The sequence below is a fragment of the Pseudomonas sp. TE3911 genome (assembly GCF_054062775.1).
Genome location: NZ_JBSSFP010000001.1, coordinates 4,439,911 through 4,456,635, shown reverse-complemented (window position 1 = coordinate 4,456,635; position 16,725 = coordinate 4,439,911). Strand labels below are relative to the sequence as shown.

The window sequence follows — 16,725 nt, the reverse complement described above, 5'->3', positions numbered from 1 at the left end:
CCTTTAGTCGATGACTTTCGGAACCAGGTACAGGCCGTTTTCGACCGCTGGCGCGATGGACTGGTAGGCCTCGCGATTATTGCGCTCGGTCACGACGTCTGCGCGCAGGCGCTGGCTCGCTTCCAGCGGGTGAGCCAGGGGCTCGATGCCGTCGGTGTTTACGGCCTGCATTTGGTCAACCAGCCCGAGAATGCTGTTCAGGGCTGCGGTGGTCTGTGGAAGATCGGCGTCATTGAGGCCAAGCGAGGCCAGATGCGCGATTTTTTCCACGTCGGAGCGTTCAAGCGCCATGGGAATCTCCTGTGGAAAACAGAACGGAGGCTGTCCGTGTGTTAGATTGTCGGAACACTACCGCATTTCTACGGTCATAAGGCCGCGATTGTGGGGGTTGGTGCACAGAAAGTCGGCCAATTTAGCACATTGGCGCCTTGCCCAAAATCCCTGTCGTTGTTAGAGTTTGCCGCACTTTTTTACCCACGCGTTGCCTAGGGTCCTTTCCCCATGTTCAAGAAACTGCGTGGCATGTTTTCCAGCGATCTTTCCATTGACCTGGGCACTGCCAACACCCTTATTTACGTGCGCGAGCGCGGTATCGTTCTGAATGAGCCATCGGTTGTGGCCATTCGGACCCATGGTAATCAGAAAAGTGTCGTTGCCGTTGGCACCGAGGCCAAGCGCATGCTCGGCCGTACACCAGGCAATATTGCTGCCATTCGTCCGATGAAAGACGGCGTGATCGCCGACTTCAGTGTCTGCGAGAAGATGCTGCAGTACTTCATCAACAAGGTTCACGAAAACAGTTTCCTGCAGCCCAGCCCTCGTGTGCTGATCTGCGTTCCATGCAAGTCCACCCAGGTTGAGCGTCGTGCCATCCGTGAATCGGCCCTTGGCGCCGGTGCCCGCGAAGTATTCCTGATCGAAGAGCCAATGGCTGCTGCGATCGGTGCCGGTCTGCCGGTTGAAGAAGCTCGCGGTTCGATGGTGGTGGATATCGGTGGTGGTACTACCGAGATCGCCCTGATTTCCCTGAACGGTGTGGTGTATGCCGAATCCGTACGCGTAGGCGGCGACCGTTTCGACGAAGCGATCATCACTTACGTTCGTCGTAACTACGGCAGCCTGATCGGCGAATCCACCGCCGAGCGCATCAAGCAGGAAATCGGTACCGCTTACCCGGGCGGCGAAGTTCGCGAAGTCGATGTTCGCGGTCGCAACCTGGCCGAAGGCGTTCCACGTGCCTTCACCCTGAACTCCAATGAAGTGCTGGAAGCTCTGCAAGAGTCCCTGGCCACCATCGTTCAGGCTGTGAAGAGCGCCCTGGAGCAATCGCCGCCGGAGCTGGCTTCCGATATCGCCGAGCGAGGCCTGGTGCTGACCGGTGGTGGCGCCCTGTTGCGTGACCTCGACAAGTTGCTGGCCCAGGAAACCGGCCTGCCGGTGATCGTCGCCGAAGACCCGCTGACCTGCGTTGCGCGTGGCGGTGGTCGTGCACTGGAAATGATGGATAAACACACCATGGACCTGCTTTCCAGCGAATAAACTCGTTGGTTGCGCCATGTTTCGCCCGCAGGCAGCACTTCTCAGTGCTGCCTGTCGGCGTTTATCTTCTTCAATCTGCATCCAGGCCGGTTAGATGCCGTATGAATAAAGAGAACATTTGCCTGGGAGGAGCGGCTTATTAAACCGCTTTTCGCCAAAGGCCCCTCATTGGGCGTGCGCTTATTGGTGCTGGTCGTGCTTTCGGTCGCGCTGATGGTGGTCGATGCCCGCTTCTCACTGCTCAAGCCGGTGCGTAGCCAAATGTCGCTGGTGTTGATGCAGACTTACTGGATCACCGACCTGCCGCAACGTCTGTTCCAGGGCGTGTCCAGCCAATTTGGCAGCCGCACCGAGCTCGTCGCCGAAAACGAAAAACTCAAGACTGAAAACCTGCTTTTGCAGGGGCGCATGCAAAAGCTCGCGGCCCTCACGGAGCAGAACGTTCGGCTGCGCGAGCTGCTCAATTCTTCGGCACTGGTCAACGAGAAGGTCGAAGTGGCCGAGTTGATCGGCATGGACCCGAATCCCTTTACTCACCGCATCATCATCAACAAGGGTGAGCGCGACGGTGTGGTCCTCGGGCAGCCGGTACTGGATGCCCGTGGCCTCATGGGGCAAGTAGTAGAGCTGATGCCCTACACATCGCGGGTTCTGCTGCTGACGGACACGACCCACAGCATTCCGGTGCAAGTGAACCGTAACGGCTTGCGCGCGATTGCCAGTGGCACCGGCAACCCCGAGCGCCTGGAACTGCGTCACGTCGCCGACACCGCCGACATCAAGGAAGGCGACCTGTTGGTCAGCTCCGGTCTGGGTCAGCGGTTCCCGGCGGGTTACCCGGTAGCGACAGTTAAGGAAGTGATCCACGATTCCGGTCAGCCCTTCGCCATTGTACGCGCCGTGCCCACTGCCGCCTTGAACCGCAGCCGCTACCTGCTGCTGGTGTTCAGCGATAACCGCACCCCGGAAGAGCGCGCCAACGACGCCGCCCAGGCCCAGGAAGCGGAGGACAAGAAAAACGGCACGGCGCCGGTGATTCCCGCGACCGTACCCAAGCCCGCAGCGGCGACTCCCGTTGTTCCGGCGGCAACTCCAGCAGTTGCAGCGCCCGTGGCCACGCCGGTCAAGCCCGCGGCCCATAACGCGCATCCGGTGAAACCGGCCGCAGCGAAACCGCCTGTCAGCACGCCTGCCACCACGACGCCCGCTACGAAGCCTCCAGCTGCAGCGGCGGGCACCACGCGGCAGAGGGAGGAATAATGGCCAGTACTCATTCGAGCAATGGCTGGATCGTTTGGTTGACGTTCGCCATTGGACTGCTGCTCAGCGTTTCACCGCTGCCGCAATTCATGGAAATCTTGCGACCCCTCTGGCTGGCATTGCTGCTGGCCTTCTGGTCACTGAACCTGCCGCATAAAGTGGGCATGGTCACAGCCATGTTCCTGGGCTTGGCGGAAGATGTGCTATATGGCACCTTGCTGGGCCAGAACGCGTTGATCCTGACCCTCATCACCTTTCTGGTGCTGTCGTTGCAGCAGCGTTTGCGCATGTTCCCGATGTGGCAGCAGTGCCTGGTGATTTTGGTGATCTTCGGTCTGGCGCAGTTGGTACAACTGTGGCTCAGTGCCTTGACCGGTAACCGTCAGCCGACCCTGGCGCTGGTTTTGCCAGCTTTGGTCAGTGCGCTGTTGTGGCCCTGGATCAGTTTCGGTCTGCGTGGGTTACGTCGACGCTATAAAATCAATTGAATGGATTGCGAGGCTCTGCCTGGTTATCGAACCCCACAGGGAGAGTCTGCAATGAATTCGCTTTATCTGGCCTCGGGCTCCCCAAGACGGCGTGAATTGCTGACCCAGATCGGTGTGCCTTTCACCGTGGTCAGCGCCGCTATCGATGAAACTCCTCTTACCAATGAATCGGCTGTTGCCTACGTCGAGCGTCTTGCGCGCGGCAAGGCGTTGGCCGGATTTGCTGCGCTTGATCATCCATTGGGTGCTTGTGTGCTGGGTGCCGACACGGCAGTGATCGTGGACGGTCAGATCCTCGGTAAGCCGGTAGACCAGGCCGATGCCCTGGCGATGTTGATGGCCTTGTCTGGACGTGAGCATGAAGTGCTCACCGCCATCGCGCTCACCGATGGCCAGCGCTGCGAAACCCAATGTGTAAGCAGTCGTGTACGTTTTTGTGGGATCACTGTCGAACAAGCGACAGCCTACTGGCACAGTGGCGAACCCCAGGACAAGGCGGGCGGCTATGCTATTCAAGGGCTTGGCTCGGTGTTTGTCGCGGGCCTCAATGGCAGTTATTCCGCCGTAGTAGGGCTGCCGGTGTGCGAAACCGCGCAACTGCTCGACCAATTCGGCATACCCTGTTGGCAAAACCTTACCGTGCGCTAAACGCCTTGCATCAGCGCCCAGCCTTAAGCGATCGGTCACTATTGTGAAAACGCCTGAACGAGACCCAGCCATGAGTGAAGAGATTCTGATCAATATCACGCCGATGGAATCGCGCGTGGCGGTGGTAGAGAACGGTGTTCTGCAAGAAGTGCACGTTGAGCGCACCCAGAAACGCGGGATCGTGGGCAATATCTATAAAGGCAAAGTAGTGCGGGTGTTGCCGGGCATGCAGGCGGCTTTTGTCGACATAGGCCTGGACCGCGCTGCGTTTATCCACGCGTCGGAAATTTCCCTGCGCGAAGGGCCAGCGGTAGAGAGCATCAGCGCCCTGGTACATGAAGGGCAGAGCCTGGTGGTGCAAGTCACCAAGGACCCCATCGGTTCCAAGGGCGCACGCCTGACTACCCAGTTGTCGATTCCATCGCGTTACCTGGTGTACATGCCGCGTACTGCCCACGTCGGCATTTCGCTGAAGATCGAAGATGAGGCTGAGCGCGAGCGCCTGAAAAAGGTGGTCAGCGACTGCGTGGCCGCCGAAGGCATCAAAGAGGCGGGCGGTTTTATTCTGCGTACTGCCGCTGAAGGCGCGGGTGCCGATGAAATCCTTATGGACATTCGCTACCTCCGGCGTCTGTGGGATCAGATCGGCGCACAGATCAAAACCATCGGTGCGCCAAGCGTCATCTATGAAGACCTGGGCCTGGCGCTGCGCACGTTGCGCGACCTGGTCAGCCCCAAGATCGAGAAAATTCGTATCGACTCGCGGGAAACCTTCCAGCGAACCACGCAATTTGTTGCCGAGTTGATGCCGGAAATTGCTGACCGCTTGGAACACTACCCTGGCGAGCGGCCGATCTTCGACCTGTATGGCGTCGAAGACGAAATCCAAAAGGCCCTGGAGCGCAAGGTGCCGCTCAAGTCCGGGGGCTATCTCGTGGTGGACCCGGCGGAAGCTATGACCACCATTGACGTCAACACTGGCGCTTTCGTTGGCCATCGCAATCTCGAAGAGACCATCTTCAAGACCAACCTTGAGGCCGCTACTGCGATTGCGCGCCAACTGCGCCTGCGCAACCTGGGCGGCATCATCATCATCGACTTTATCGACATGGAAGATGAAGACCACCAGCGTCAGGTGCTGCGCACCCTGGAGAAGCAGCTCGAACGCGATCACGCCAAGACCAATATCATCGGTATTACCGAGCTGGGCCTCGTGCAGATGACGCGCAAGCGCACCCGTGAAAGCCTTGAGCAGGTGCTATGCGAACCGTGCAGCAGTTGCCAGGGACGGGGTAAGTTAAAGACCCCCGAAACGGTTTGCTACGAGATTTTCCGGGAAATCTTACGAGAGGCGCGGGCCTATCAGGCCGAAGGTTATAGAGTGCTTGCCAATCAGAAAGTGGTCGACCGGCTGCTGGACGAAGAGTCCGGCAACGTTGCCGAGCTGGAAGGATTTATTGGGCGCACGATTCGTTTCCAGGTTGAAACCATGTATTCCCAGGAACAATACGACGTGGTGCTGCTCTGATCCCCATTCGCGTTCTTTCTTCGAGACCGGCAGACCTTGATCTGCCGTCCGCCTACTGCCTTGAGGGTCGCCTGACATGGAGCGTCTGATACGCTTTTTTGCCGCTTTGACCCGCTGGGGCCTGGGTCTGTGCGCCTTGCTGCTGGTTTTGGCGGCGGTGTATGTGAGCTTGGGTCGTGAATTGACCCCCCTGGTAGCCGAATACCGTGCCGAAGTCGAAGCCAAGGCCCAGGCGGCGGTGGGCGTGCCGCTGCACATCGGCAGCCTGGAAGGGCGCTGGAGCGGTTTTGCCCCGGTGTTGCTGGCCCATGACGTGATGGTCGGCGAGGGCAGCAGTGCCTTGCGTCTTGACCAGGTCGAAGTGGTGCCGGCTATCTGGGACAGCCTGATGGCGCGTGAGGTGCGTCTCGCGCACCTGCAGGTCAGCGGTCTGCAACTGAGCGCCAAGGAAGACAAGGACGGTCATTGGGCGCTTCAGGGCATGCCGGTTCAGGACCAGCAGCCGCTGGATCCGGAGCAATTGCTCAAGCGCATGCAGATGGTAAAGCGCGTGTCCTTGCTCGACAGCCAGCTCACTTTGCAACCGTTCGATCAGGCACCGGTCACCTTGACCTACGTGGGTCTGAGTCTGCACACCGGCATCACCCGTCAACGTCTGGACGCACGCCTGACCCTGCCAGACGGGCAGCCTATGGCGCTCAGCCTGCGCAGCCGCATTCGCGCCAGCCAATGGAAGGATGCCGAGGTTCAGGCCTATCTCAGCCTGCCGCAAAGCGACTGGGCCAAGTGGATTCCGGCCAAGCTGACTCAGCAGTGGACACTCACGCAGTTCAAAGCCGGCGGTGAATTCTGGCTGAACTGGGGCAAAGGTACTGTGCAGAGCGCGGTGGTGCGCCTCAACTCTCCACAAGTGAAAGGCCGCTACGCAGAACGCAAGCCAGTGCTCATCGAAAACCTGGCCCTCACGGCTTACCTGCAACGTAGTGATACGGGACTTAAGGTGCTGTTTGATTCCCTGGCGATGAACCTGGGTGAAACTCGCTGGGAGTCGCGCCTGCAATTGCAACAGACTCTGGCCACCGATAAGGACCAGGAAGTCTGGAAGCTGCAGGCTGACCGCCTCGACCTGACCCCTATCACGCCATTGCTGAACGCTCTGGCGCCGCTGCCGGAAGGCTTCGCCAAGACCGTCGAGCATCTGAAGGCCATCGGCCTGTTGCGCAACGTGCTGGTGGATTTCCGTCCTCAGGATACGACCGATCAAAAAGTCAGTTTTGCTGCCAACCTTGAGCGGGTCGGGTTTGACGCCTATTTCGGAGCACCGGCCGCGCGAAACGTGTCTGGCAGTATCAGCGGCGACTTGGGCGGTGGCGAGTTGCGCATGGACAGCAAGGATTTTTCCCTGCACCTCGATCCGATCTTCGCCAAGCCCTGGCAATATCTACAGGCCAATGCGCGCCTGACCTGGAAGCTGGATAAAGAAGGCTTCACCCTCATCGCCCCGTATATCAAGGTGCTGGGAGAAGAAGGCAAGATCGCTGCGGACTTCCTGATCCGCCTGCATTTCGACCATAGCCAGGAAGACTACATGGACCTGCGGGTCGGTATGGTCGACGGCGATGGGCGTTTCACTCCAAAGTACCTGCCTGCGGTGCTGAGCCCGGCCCTTGATGAATGGCTGCGCACGGCGATTCTCAAGGGGGTGGTGGATCAAGGTTTTTTCCAGTATCAGGGTTCGTTGAATCACGACGCGTTGCCGGCTTCGCGCAATATCAGCCTGTTCTTCAAGGTGCATGACGCCGAGTTAGCGTTCCAGCCGGGCTGGCCTCATGTGAGCAAGGTCAAGGGTGAGGTGTTTGTCGAAGAGACTGGTGTGCGCATCCTGGCCAGCAAGGGCCAGTTGTTGGATACCAAGGTCAAGGACGTGTACGTCAATATTCCCCACGCACCGTCCGGCAAGGAAAGTCACCTGCTGCTGACAGGTGGTTTTGCCGGCGGCCTGGGGGATGGGCTTAAGATCCTTCAAGAAGCGCCGATTGGTACCGCTTCCACTTTTGCCGGCTGGAAAGGCGAAGGCGACCTGCAAGGCAAGTTGGACCTGGATGTTCCGCTTGTTAAAGGCATCGAGCCCAAGATCGTAGTGGATTTCCAGACCGACAAGGCACGCCTGCAACTGGCTGAACCACCCCTGGACCTGACTCAACTCAAGGGCAATTTCCGCTTCGACAGCGCCAAGGGCCTCAGTGGCGAGAACATCACGGCCCAGGCGTTTGACCGGCCGATCTCCGCGCAAATCTTTGCCGATGGCAAACCGGGCAATATCAGCACCCGTGTAACCGCCAGGGGCCAGGTGACGGTCAAGCGGCTGACAGAGTGGTTGAAAATCAGCCAGCCGTTGCCGGTTTCTGGTGATATTCCGTATCAGTTGCAGCTCAACCTGGACGGTGCCGACAGCCAGTTGATGGTCAGCTCCAATCTCAAGGGTGTTGCGGTGGACTTGCCTGCACCGTTCGGCATGCCAGCGAGCCAGGGGCGTGACAGCGTATTCCGCATGACCTTGCAGGGCGCCGAACGACGCTACTGGTTTGATTACGGTGAGCTGGCCAACTTTACCTTTGCTGCGCCGCCGGACAAATTCAATGATGGCCGTGGCGAGTTGTTCCTCGGCGATGGCGATGCAGTGCTGCCCGCTGCCAAGGGCTTGCGCATTCGTGGAGTGCTTTCGGAGCTCGACATCGATCCGTGGAAAAAACTGGTGAGCCAGTATGCCGGCAACGATCCGGGTGGCAGTGCCAAGCAACTGCTAAGCGGTGCCGACTTCAAGATAGGCAAGCTCACCGGTTTAGGTACTCAGTTCGATCAGGTCAATCTGCAGTTGGACCGAAAACCCGTTGCCTGGGGCTTGCAGTTCGACAGTCAGCAGGCCAAGGGCAGTGTGACCTTGCCTGATAGTAAGGTCGCGCCGATTGGGGTCAACCTGCAATACGTAAAACTACCGGCGGTGGACCCTACGGTGCAGGCCGATGAAAACGCCCCCGACCCGTTGGGCAGCATCGACCCAAAGGATATTCCGGCTCTGGATATCGCTATTGCGCAACTGTTCCAGGGGCCCGAGCTGCTGGGCGCGTGGTCGCTAAAAATCCGTCCAACTACTAAAGGCTTGGCTTTCAGCGATCTGGACCTGGGTCTGAAGGGCATGCAGCTCAAAGGCGCTGGCGGATGGGAAGGCGCTCCAGGGGGCAGCAGCAGTTGGTACAAAGGCCGCCTGGACGGTAAAAATATCGCCGATGTACTCAAGGGCTGGGGCTATGCACCCACTGTAACCAGCGAAGACTTCCATCTGGATGTGGATGGGCGTTGGCCTGGTTCGCCGGCATGGGTCGGGCCAAAGCGCTTCTCCGGTAGCCTGGATGCAGCGTTCCGAAAAGGTCAGTTTGTTGAAGTAGAAGGTGGCGCCCAGGCGCTGCGGGTGTTCGGTCTGCTCAACTTCAACTCCATCGGGCGACGCCTGCGGCTGGATTTCTCCGACCTGCTCGGCAAAGGCTTGAGCTATGACCGAGTCAAAGGCCTGTTGGCGGCGAGCAACGGTGTGTTCGTCACGCGGGAGCCGATCACTATGACCGGGCCGTCGAGCAACTTGGAACTGAACGGTACCTTGGACTTGGTAGCTGACCGCGTCGATGCCAAGTTGTTGGTGACGTTGCCTGTGACCAACAACCTGCCGATCGCTGCACTGATCGTCGGTGCACCTGCCATTGGTGGGGCTTTGTTCCTGATCGACAAGCTGATTGGTGATCGGGTTTCGCGTTTTGCCAGCGTCCAATACAAGGTGGAAGGACCGTGGAAGGATCCAAAAATCACCTTCGACAAGCCATTTGAAAAACCAAACTGAGGGCCTGCGGAGTAGCATGGGGCTCTCTTTTTTTGGTGCATGCCCATTACGGAGTGTCGGCTCATGTCCTTTGCGGTAATTCAAATGGTCAGCCAGAGCGATGTGTTGGCCAATCTGGCACAGGCTCGGCGTTTGTTGGAAAAAGCGGCGGCGGGCGGCGCGAAGCTGGCGGTGCTGCCGGAAAACTTCGCCGCAATGGGCCGCCGCGACGTGGCGGACATCGGTCGGGCTGAGGCTCTGGGCGAAGGTCCGATCCTGCCGTGGTTGAAACAGACCGCCCGCGACCTCACCTTATGGATAGTGGCCGGCACATTGCCGTTGCCGCCCAAGGACCAACCGAACTCCAAATCCAATGCCTGCTCACTGTTGATCGATGATCATGGCGAAATCGTTGCTCGGTACGACAAGCTGCATTTGTTTGACGTGGATGTGGCGGATGCCCGGGGTCGCTATCGGGAGTCCGACGACTATGCTTTCGGGAGTAACGTGGTGGTGGCGGATACACCGGTCGGCCGTTTGGGCCTGACGGTGTGTTACGACCTTCGCTTTCCTGAGCTGTACAGCGAGTTGCGGGCGGCGGGGGCTGAATTGATCACTGCGCCCTCGGCCTTTACCGCTGTAACCGGTGCCGCGCACTGGGACGTGCTGATACGCGCACGGGCCATCGAAACCCAGTGCTATGTGCTGGCGGCGGCCCAGGGCGGCGTGCATCCGGGGCCACGGGAAACCCATGGTCATGCAGCGATTGTCGACCCGTGGGGGCGTGTGCTGACACAACAGGATCAAGGCGAAGCGGTGTTGCTGGCCGAGCGCGATAGCAGTGAACAGGCGTCGATACGGGCGCGCATGCCGGTGGTCAACCATCGGCGCTTTTTCTCGCAGGGCGCGCAGCGACCTGCTTCAGAACGATGAATTTAAGGCCAAACCTATGAGCGAGTTGTTGTCCTCAGTCAGTGAACACCTCCTGGCACCCGGTGGCGTGACCATCGAAAGCTTGCAAACCGTGTTGGGCGATCTTGCCGGGCCAGGAATCGACGCCGCTGACCTGTATTTCCAGGGCCAGATTTCCGAGTCCTGGGCGCTGGAAGATGGCATCGTCAAGGAAGGCAGTTTCAACCTCGACCAAGGTGTCGGCGTGCGCGCGCAATCCGGTGAAAAGACCGGTTTTGCCTACAGCAACGCAATCACTTTGGAGGCCTTGGGTCTTGCCGCACGTGCAGCGCGTTCGATCTCCCGCGCCGGCCAAAATGGCACGGTGCAAGCGTTCAGCACTCAGGACGTGGCCCAGCTATACGCGCCGGACAATCCTTTGGAAGTGATCAGCCGGGCGGAAAAGGTCGATTTGCTCAAGCGCATCGACGCAGCTACCCGCGCCTTGGATCCACGTATCCAGCAGGTCACCGTGAGCATGGCCGGTGTGTGGGAGCGCATCCTGGTGGCATCCACCGACGGCGGCCTGGCGGCGGATGTACGGCCTTTGGTGCGCTTCAATGTCAGTGTGATCGTCGAACAGAACGGTCGCCGCGAGCGCGGTGGGCATGGCGGCGGCGGGCGTACTGACTACCGTTATTTCCTTACTGAAGACCGCGCGATGGGCTATGCCCGTGAAGCGCTGCGCCAGGCGTTGGTGAACCTGGAAGCTATTCCGGCCCCGGCGGGTACGCTGCCGGTGGTGCTGGGTTCTGGCTGGTCAGGGGTATTGCTCCACGAAGCCGTGGGCCACGGCCTGGAAGGTGACTTCAACCGCAAGGGCAGCTCTGCCTACAGCGGGCGTATGGGCGAGATGGTTGCGTCCAAGCTCTGCACCATTGTCGATGACGGAACCTTGGCTGGTCGCCGTGGTTCGCTGAGCGTCGATGACGAAGGCACGCCTACCGAGTGCACCACCTTGATTGAAAATGGTGTGCTCAAGGGTTACATGCAAGACAAACTCAATGCCCGCCTGATGGGCGTGGCGCGCACCGGTAATGGCCGCCGTGAGTCCTACGCGCACCTGCCGATGCCCCGCATGACCAACACCTACATGCTCGGTGGCGAAAGCGATCCGGCAGAAATCATCGCCTCGGTAAAACGCGGTATCTACTGCGCCAACCTCGGCGGCGGCCAGGTGGATATCACCAGCGGTAAATTCGTGTTCTCCACCAGCGAGGCGTACCTGATCGAAGACGGCAAGATTACCGCGCCGGTCAAAGGGGCAACGTTGATTGGCAATGGCCCGGAAGCCATGAGCAAGGTGTCGATGGTCGGCAACGACTTGGCGCTGGACAGCGGCGTAGGCGTGTGCGGGAAAGATGGGCAGTCAGTACCGGTCGGTGTCGGCCAGCCAACCCTGAAAATTGATGCGATCACCGTGGGTGGCACGGGGTCGTAAGGGATGGAGCTTCGGGTGGCGAAGACCGCCACCCGGGGAAGGGCATCAACGCAGTCCGCGTTGAGTCTCGTCCAGCTCACGGATGTATTTGAAGATTTTACGGCTGGTGGCGGGCGCCTTGTTATGCGCCTGCTCGTGCTGGGCCTGACGGATCAGGGAGCGCAGTTGTTGGCGGTCCGCATCCGGGTAGTCCAGCACGAATTTCTCCAGCACTGCGTCATCGCCCGAGATCAGGCGGTCACGCCAACGTTCCAGATTATGGAAACGTTCGTTGTACTGGCGAGTGGAGGCATCGGTTTGATCAAGCAAGGCCAGAATGGCGTCAGTGTCCTGATCGCGCATCAGCTTGCCGATAAACATGATGTGCCGTTTACGCGCGATATTCGCAGTGTGCTTGGGTGCGTCAGCAAGCGCCCGGCGCATCTCGTCGGTCAGTGGCAGTTTTGCAATCAAGTCTTTCTTGAGCGTTGTAAGGCGCTCGCCAAGGTCAACCAGAGCATGCAGCTCACGTTTGACCTGGGTTTTGCTTTTCTCCCCATCGAGGGAGTCGTCGTAAGAATCAACCATGGTGGCAGTCCGCAAAGAAACGCCGCCATGATAACCAGTCGGGGGCCGCTTGTCCGGCCCGGTCGCTCGATGGCCTTAACCGAAAGCAGAATTTGAGTGGAGAAAACCATGAGTGCAGCCCAAAGCGTCGGTCCGCAAGCGTTACCGGCCCTGCAGGAACAAGTCGAGCAGATCCTTGCCGAGGCTAAGCGCCAGGGGGCCAGTGCCTGTGAAGTTGCGGTCTCGCTGGAGCAGGGTCTGTCGACGTCGGTACGTCAGCGGGAAGTGGAAACTGTTGAATTCAACCGCGACCAGGGCTTTGGCATCACCTTGTATTCGGGGCAGCGCAAAGGGTCGGCCAGTACCTCCGCCAGTGGCCCGGAAGCCATTCGCGAGACTGTGGCCGCCGCGTTGGCGATTGCCAAGCACACTTCCGAAGATGAAAGCTCAGGTCTGGCAGACAAAGCGCTGATGGCCAAGGACTTGAAGGATTTCGATCTTTTCCATGCCTGGGACATTACGCCCGAGCAGGCCATTGAGCTGGCGCTGACCTGTGAAGCCGCTGCGTTTGATGCTGATGCCCGCATCAAGAACGCCGATGGCACCACGTTGAATACTCACCAAGGCTGTCGTGTTTATGGCAACAGCCACGGGTTTATCGGGGGATATGCATCCACCCGTCATAGCTTGAGCTGCGTGATGATCGCCGAGGCCAATGGCCAGATGCAGCGTGATTACTGGTATGACGTGAGCCGTCAGGGTGAACTGCTGGCCGACCCGGTCAGCATTGGTCAGCGTGCCGCACAACGTGCCGCTAGCCGCCTGGGCGCCCGTCCGGTGCCAACCTGCGAAGTGCCGGTGCTGTTTTCAGCGGAGCTGGCGGGCGGTTTGTTTGGCAGTTTCCTTGGCGCGATTTCGGGCGGCAATCTGTATCGTAAATCGTCGTTCCTTGAAGGCGCCATTGGCCAGAAGCTCTTTCCCGATTGGTTGACCATTGATGAGCGTCCGCACTTGATGCGCGCCATGGGCAGCTCGGCGTTCGATGGCGATGGCCTGGCCACGTACGCCAAGCCGTTCGTCGAGAACGGTGAGTTGGTGTCTTACGTACTGGGTACTTATTCAGGCCGCAAACTCGGCCTGCCCAGCACTGCCAACTCCGGCGGCGTACATAACCTGTTCGTGACCCATGGCGATGAAGATCAGGCAGCGCTGTTGCGGCGTATGGGACGTGGCCTGCTGGTAACCGAATTGATGGGGCACGGCCTGAACATGGTCACCGGCGATTACTCCCGCGGCGCGGCGGGTTTCTGGGTGGAAAATGGCGAGATTCAGTTCGCGGTTCAGGAAGTGACGATTGCCGGCAATATGCGTGACATGTTCAAGCAGATCATTGCCGTCGGTAACGATCTGGAACTGCGCAGCAATATTCGCACCGGGTCGGTGTTGATCGAGCGGATGACTGTCGCCGGCAGCTGATCGATCCTCTCTGAGAAGCGCGCTATCCCACGGATAGCGCGCTTTTTTTGTGCTTGGAATTCAGGGCGATCACGATGCCGCCATTGCGTTGATTCTCAATATCATTTAATAATAAATATCATTATCGAATGAGTGTGGATCATGAGTTCTGTCCTGCATGAGGATCCGTACCTGGAAAGCTGGCGCTGGATGAGTCGTCAGATTCGATGCGGCCTCGATCCTAATGAACCTCGCCTGATCGAACATTACCTAAATGAGGGTCGATACCTGGCGTGCTGCACTGCGACTCATCCGTGGACGATCGCTGAAACGTCATTCCGCCTGTTAATCGATACCGCCAGTGATATCGCCTTGCCTTGGCATTGGCGTTCCACTTGTCTGGATCAGGCTTGGCGCCCGCTGCGCGACTTGGAAAAACTCTCCCACTGTGCCTGCCGCCTCAAGCGCTGGCAGACCTTTGCCTGGCAATTGGCGACGTGCGAATTGCTGCCATCAATCTCCCACTCCGACCTGGTGCAAGGATCTAACGATGAGTAACACCCGTATCGAACGCGACAGCATGGGCGAACTGCAAGTGCCTGCCGAGGCCTTGTATGGTGCACAGACCCAGCGCGCAGTGAACAACTTCCCTATCAGCCACCAACGTATGCCGGCACAGTTTATTCGCGCCTTGATCCTTGCCAAGGCTGCTGCTGCCAAGGTCAACGTCGACCTCAAGCAAATCAGCGAAGGGCAGGGCAAGGCCATCGTTGATGCTGCCCAAGGGTTGCTGGAAGGCGACTTCATGCAGCACTTCCCGGTGGATATCTTCCAGACCGGCTCTGGTACCAGCTCCAACATGAACGCCAACGAAGTGATCGCGACCCTCGCCAGCCGTTTGCTGGGCGAAGCGGTGAACCCGAACGATCACGTCAACTGCGGCCAAAGCAGCAACGACATTATCCCGACCACTATTCACGTCAGCGCGGCGCTGGTATTGCACGAGCAAACGCTTCCGGCGCTTCTTCACCTGGTGCAGGTGATCGAGCAGAAAGCCAAAGAAGTTCACCCGTTCATCAAGACAGGCCGCACGCACCTGATGGACGCCATGCCGGTCCGTATGAGTCAGGTACTCGATGGTTGGGCGCAGCAACTCAAAGCCAATATCGGTCATCTGCAGGACTTGCTGCCAAGCCTGCAGGCCCTCGCGCAAGGCGGAACGGCGGTGGGCACTGGGATCAACGCCCATCCGGAATTCGCGGCGCGTTTCAGTCAGCAACTAAGCAGCCTGACGGATGTGAAATTCACTCCGGGTAAAAACCTGTTTGCGCTGATTGGTTCCCAGGACACAGCCGTGGCGGTGTCCGGCCAACTGAAAGCCACCGCCGTATCGCTGATGAAGATCGCCAATGACCTGCGCTGGATGAACTCCGGTCCACTTGCCGGCCTGGGTGAGATCGAGCTGGAAGGCCTGCAGCCGGGGTCTTCGATCATGCCCGGCAAGGTCAACCCTGTAATCCCTGAAGCGACTGCCATGGTGGCTGCACAAGTCATTGGCAATGACACGGTGATTACCGTCGCTGGCCAATCCGGCAACTTCGAGCTGAACGTGATGCTGCCTATCATCGCCCAGAACCTGCTCAGCAGCCTCGAACTGCTGGCCAACTCCAGCCGCCTGCTGGCGGACAAAGCCATCGCCAGCTTCAAGGTCAATGAAGCCAAGCTCAAGGAAGCACTGTCGCGCAACCCGATACTGGTTACTGCACTCAACCCGATCATTGGATACCAAAAGGCTGCTGAAATCGCCAAGAAGGCCTATCAGCAAGGCCGTCCAGTGATTGATGTCGCCCTTGAGCACACCGACTTGCCGCGCAGCCAACTGGAAATCCTGCTGGATCCGGAAAAGCTCACGGCTGGCGGCGTTTAATCACCGACTCTGCTTTGGAGGCTCACCATGGAGCACTGGAAGCGCACGATCGAACGGGCCAATCGCTGCTTTATGCAAGGCGAGTTGGTTGACGCTCGCGAGGCCTATTTGCAAGCCCTGGCCTTGGCCCAGGTGTTGTTCGAACGCTGGGCGAATGCCGACGAAGCAGTGGCGGCTGCGTCATTTCCCATCACAACCTGGCGGACCTGCACCTGCACTTGAATCAGCCTGAGGAAAGCGCCGAATACCTTTGCGCCATTCACCAGCGCTTGCTGCAGACCATGCAGGACGCGCGCCTGAGCCCGCAGCTGCGGGAGGCGGCCCTGCGCCAGAGCAGCAAGACTTACGTCGAACTGTTGAATTTCATCAGCGATCACGGCGAGTACCCGCGCACCCATCGCTTGCTGGGCGGTACTGCTGCGCAACCGACTACGCCTCAATACGGAGCACATTGATATGACCTATACCTTGCCTGCCTTGCCTTACGCCTACGATGCCCTGGAGCCGCATATTGATGCGCAAACCATGGAAATTCACTACACCAAGCATCACCAGACCTACATCAACAACCTTAATGCCGCCGTCGAGGGCACTGAGTTCGCCGGCTGGCCGGTGGAAAAACTGGTGTCCAGCGTGCACCAACTACCGGAAAAGCTTCGCGCAGCCGTGATCAACCAAGGTGGCGGCCACGCTAACCACTCGCTGTTCTGGACGGTGATGTCACCTCAAGGGGGCGGTAAGCCAGAGGGCGCATTGGGCAAGGCAATTGACGAGCAAGTTGGAGGTTTTGATAGTTTCAAGGAGGCCTTCACCAAAGCCGCATTGACCCGCTTCGGCAGCGGCTGGGCTTGGCTGAGCGTTACGCCGCAAAAGACCTTGGTGGTGGAAAGCAGCGGTAACCAAGACAGCCCGCTGATGAGCGGCAACACGCCGATCCTCGGCCTGGACGTATGGGAGCATGCTTACTATTTGCGCTACCAGAACCGCCGCCCGGAATACATCAATGCCTTCTACAGTGTTATTAACTGGCCAGAAGTTGCCGCACGCTATCAGGCTGCTATGGCCTGACAT

General features: G+C 59.0%; 14 protein-coding genes and 1 pseudogene. 13 read left to right on the top strand and 2 right to left on the bottom strand.

Annotation, left to right across the window (positions count from 1 at the left end):
* Positions 1 to 3 precede the first annotated feature (3 nt).
* The gene (gatC, locus tag ACVWXD_RS20250; protein ID WP_003188556.1) at positions 4 to 291 is read right to left on the bottom strand and encodes an Asp-tRNA(Asn)/Glu-tRNA(Gln) amidotransferase subunit GatC; all 288 of its coding nucleotides are present in this window, start codon (positions 289 to 291) and stop codon (positions 4 to 6) included.
* Positions 292 to 501: 210 nt separating this feature from the next.
* Between gatC and mreB the strand changes: the two genes are divergently transcribed.
* From mreB to tldD, 8 genes are all read left to right on the top strand, one after another.
* On the top strand, positions 502 to 1,539 hold the full coding sequence (gene mreB, locus ACVWXD_RS20245) for a rod shape-determining protein MreB (RefSeq protein WP_002555108.1): 1,038 nt from the start codon (positions 502 to 504) through the stop codon (positions 1,537 to 1,539).
* A gap of 138 nt (positions 1,540 to 1,677) precedes the next feature.
* Positions 1,678 to 2,799, top strand: a complete 1,122-nt coding sequence (gene mreC / locus ACVWXD_RS20240; protein ID WP_095183838.1) for a rod shape-determining protein MreC — start codon at positions 1,678 to 1,680, stop codon at positions 2,797 to 2,799.
* Entirely contained in the window at positions 2,799 to 3,287 is a 489-nt protein-coding gene (mreD, locus tag ACVWXD_RS20235) for a rod shape-determining protein MreD (protein ID WP_032886262.1), read from the top strand. Before mreC ends, mreD begins: the two co-directional genes overlap by 1 nt.
* Before the next feature lie 51 nt (positions 3,288 to 3,338).
* Entirely contained in the window at positions 3,339 to 3,935 is a 597-nt protein-coding gene (locus ACVWXD_RS20230) for a Maf family protein (RefSeq protein ID WP_032886263.1), read from the top strand.
* Between the two features lie 70 nt (positions 3,936 to 4,005).
* Positions 4,006 to 5,463, top strand: a complete 1,458-nt coding sequence (rng, locus tag ACVWXD_RS20225) for a ribonuclease G (RefSeq protein ID WP_032886264.1) — start codon at positions 4,006 to 4,008, stop codon at positions 5,461 to 5,463.
* A 76-nt stretch (positions 5,464 to 5,539) separates the two neighbouring features.
* Positions 5,540 to 9,355, top strand: coding sequence for a YhdP family protein (locus tag ACVWXD_RS20220; RefSeq protein ID WP_401383048.1), 3,816 nt, complete (start codon positions 5,540 to 5,542; stop codon positions 9,353 to 9,355).
* Positions 9,356 to 9,418: 63 nt separating this feature from the next.
* Positions 9,419 to 10,267 carry a carbon-nitrogen hydrolase family protein gene (locus ACVWXD_RS20215; protein ID WP_099601135.1) on the top strand — a complete coding sequence of 283 codons (849 nt, stop codon included), beginning with the start codon at positions 9,419 to 9,421 and terminating at the stop codon, positions 10,265 to 10,267.
* Positions 10,268 to 10,283: 16 nt separating this feature from the next.
* Positions 10,284 to 11,726, top strand: a complete 1,443-nt coding sequence (gene tldD, locus ACVWXD_RS20210) for a metalloprotease TldD (RefSeq protein ID WP_032886267.1) — start codon at positions 10,284 to 10,286, stop codon at positions 11,724 to 11,726.
* Positions 11,727 to 11,771: 45 nt separating this feature from the next.
* Here the strand turns inward: tldD and yjgA are convergent, their stop codons facing one another.
* The gene (gene yjgA / locus ACVWXD_RS20205) at positions 11,772 to 12,293 is read right to left on the bottom strand and encodes a ribosome biogenesis factor YjgA (RefSeq protein ID WP_017138246.1); all 522 of its coding nucleotides are present in this window, start codon (positions 12,291 to 12,293) and stop codon (positions 11,772 to 11,774) included.
* A gap of 108 nt (positions 12,294 to 12,401) precedes the next feature.
* Here yjgA and pmbA point away from each other — a divergent pair, with 108 nt between their 5' ends.
* The 5 genes and pseudogenes from pmbA (at position 12,402) to ACVWXD_RS20180 (ending at position 16,722) form a co-directional block, all read left to right on the top strand.
* Positions 12,402 to 13,748 (top strand): metalloprotease PmbA, encoded by a 1,347-nt coding sequence (pmbA, locus tag ACVWXD_RS20200; protein ID WP_457371274.1) that lies wholly within the window; start codon positions 12,402 to 12,404, stop codon positions 13,746 to 13,748.
* Positions 13,749 to 13,889: 141 nt separating this feature from the next.
* Complete coding sequence (locus tag ACVWXD_RS20195; protein ID WP_032886269.1) at positions 13,890 to 14,285, top strand: hypothetical protein; 396 nt, start codon at positions 13,890 to 13,892, stop codon at positions 14,283 to 14,285.
* Positions 14,278 to 15,654: a class II fumarate hydratase gene (locus tag ACVWXD_RS20190; RefSeq protein WP_095183842.1), complete on the top strand. Its 1,377-nt coding sequence runs from the start codon at positions 14,278 to 14,280 to the stop codon at positions 15,652 to 15,654. Before ACVWXD_RS20195 ends, ACVWXD_RS20190 begins: the two co-directional genes overlap by 8 nt.
* A 27-nt stretch (positions 15,655 to 15,681) precedes the next feature.
* A pseudogene (locus ACVWXD_RS20185) lies at positions 15,682 to 16,109 on the top strand (hypothetical protein).
* A 1-nt stretch (position 16,110) separates the two neighbouring features.
* Positions 16,111 to 16,722, top strand: coding sequence for a superoxide dismutase (locus tag ACVWXD_RS20180; RefSeq protein ID WP_260367760.1), 612 nt, complete (start codon positions 16,111 to 16,113; stop codon positions 16,720 to 16,722).
* The last annotated feature ends 3 nt before the right edge of the window (positions 16,723 to 16,725 follow it).

What these genes read in the sequence shown, in the direction of transcription:
- gatC (WP_003188556.1), bottom strand. Translation starts at nt 291, where the DNA reads ATGGCGCTTGAACGCTCCGACGTGGAAAAAATCGCGCATCTGGCCTCG.
- mreB (WP_002555108.1), top strand. Translation starts at nt 502, where the DNA reads ATGTTCAAGAAACTGCGTGGCATGTTTTCCAGCGATCTTTCCATTGAC.
- mreD (WP_032886262.1), top strand. Translation starts at nt 2,799, where the DNA reads ATGGCCAGTACTCATTCGAGCAATGGCTGGATCGTTTGGTTGACGTTC.
- ACVWXD_RS20230 (WP_032886263.1), top strand. Translation starts at nt 3,339, where the DNA reads ATGAATTCGCTTTATCTGGCCTCGGGCTCCCCAAGACGGCGTGAATTG.
- rng (WP_032886264.1), top strand. Translation starts at nt 4,006, where the DNA reads ATGAGTGAAGAGATTCTGATCAATATCACGCCGATGGAATCGCGCGTG.
- ACVWXD_RS20220 (WP_401383048.1), top strand. Translation starts at nt 5,540, where the DNA reads ATGGAGCGTCTGATACGCTTTTTTGCCGCTTTGACCCGCTGGGGCCTG.
- ACVWXD_RS20215 (WP_099601135.1), top strand. Translation starts at nt 9,419, where the DNA reads ATGTCCTTTGCGGTAATTCAAATGGTCAGCCAGAGCGATGTGTTGGCC.
- tldD (WP_032886267.1), top strand. Translation starts at nt 10,284, where the DNA reads ATGAGCGAGTTGTTGTCCTCAGTCAGTGAACACCTCCTGGCACCCGGT.
- yjgA (WP_017138246.1), bottom strand. Translation starts at nt 12,293, where the DNA reads ATGGTTGATTCTTACGACGACTCCCTCGATGGGGAGAAAAGCAAAACC.
- pmbA (WP_457371274.1), top strand. Translation starts at nt 12,402, where the DNA reads ATGAGTGCAGCCCAAAGCGTCGGTCCGCAAGCGTTACCGGCCCTGCAG.
- ACVWXD_RS20195 (WP_032886269.1), top strand. Translation starts at nt 13,890, where the DNA reads ATGAGTTCTGTCCTGCATGAGGATCCGTACCTGGAAAGCTGGCGCTGG.
- ACVWXD_RS20190 (WP_095183842.1), top strand. Translation starts at nt 14,278, where the DNA reads ATGAGTAACACCCGTATCGAACGCGACAGCATGGGCGAACTGCAAGTG.
- ACVWXD_RS20180 (WP_260367760.1), top strand. Translation starts at nt 16,111, where the DNA reads ATGACCTATACCTTGCCTGCCTTGCCTTACGCCTACGATGCCCTGGAG.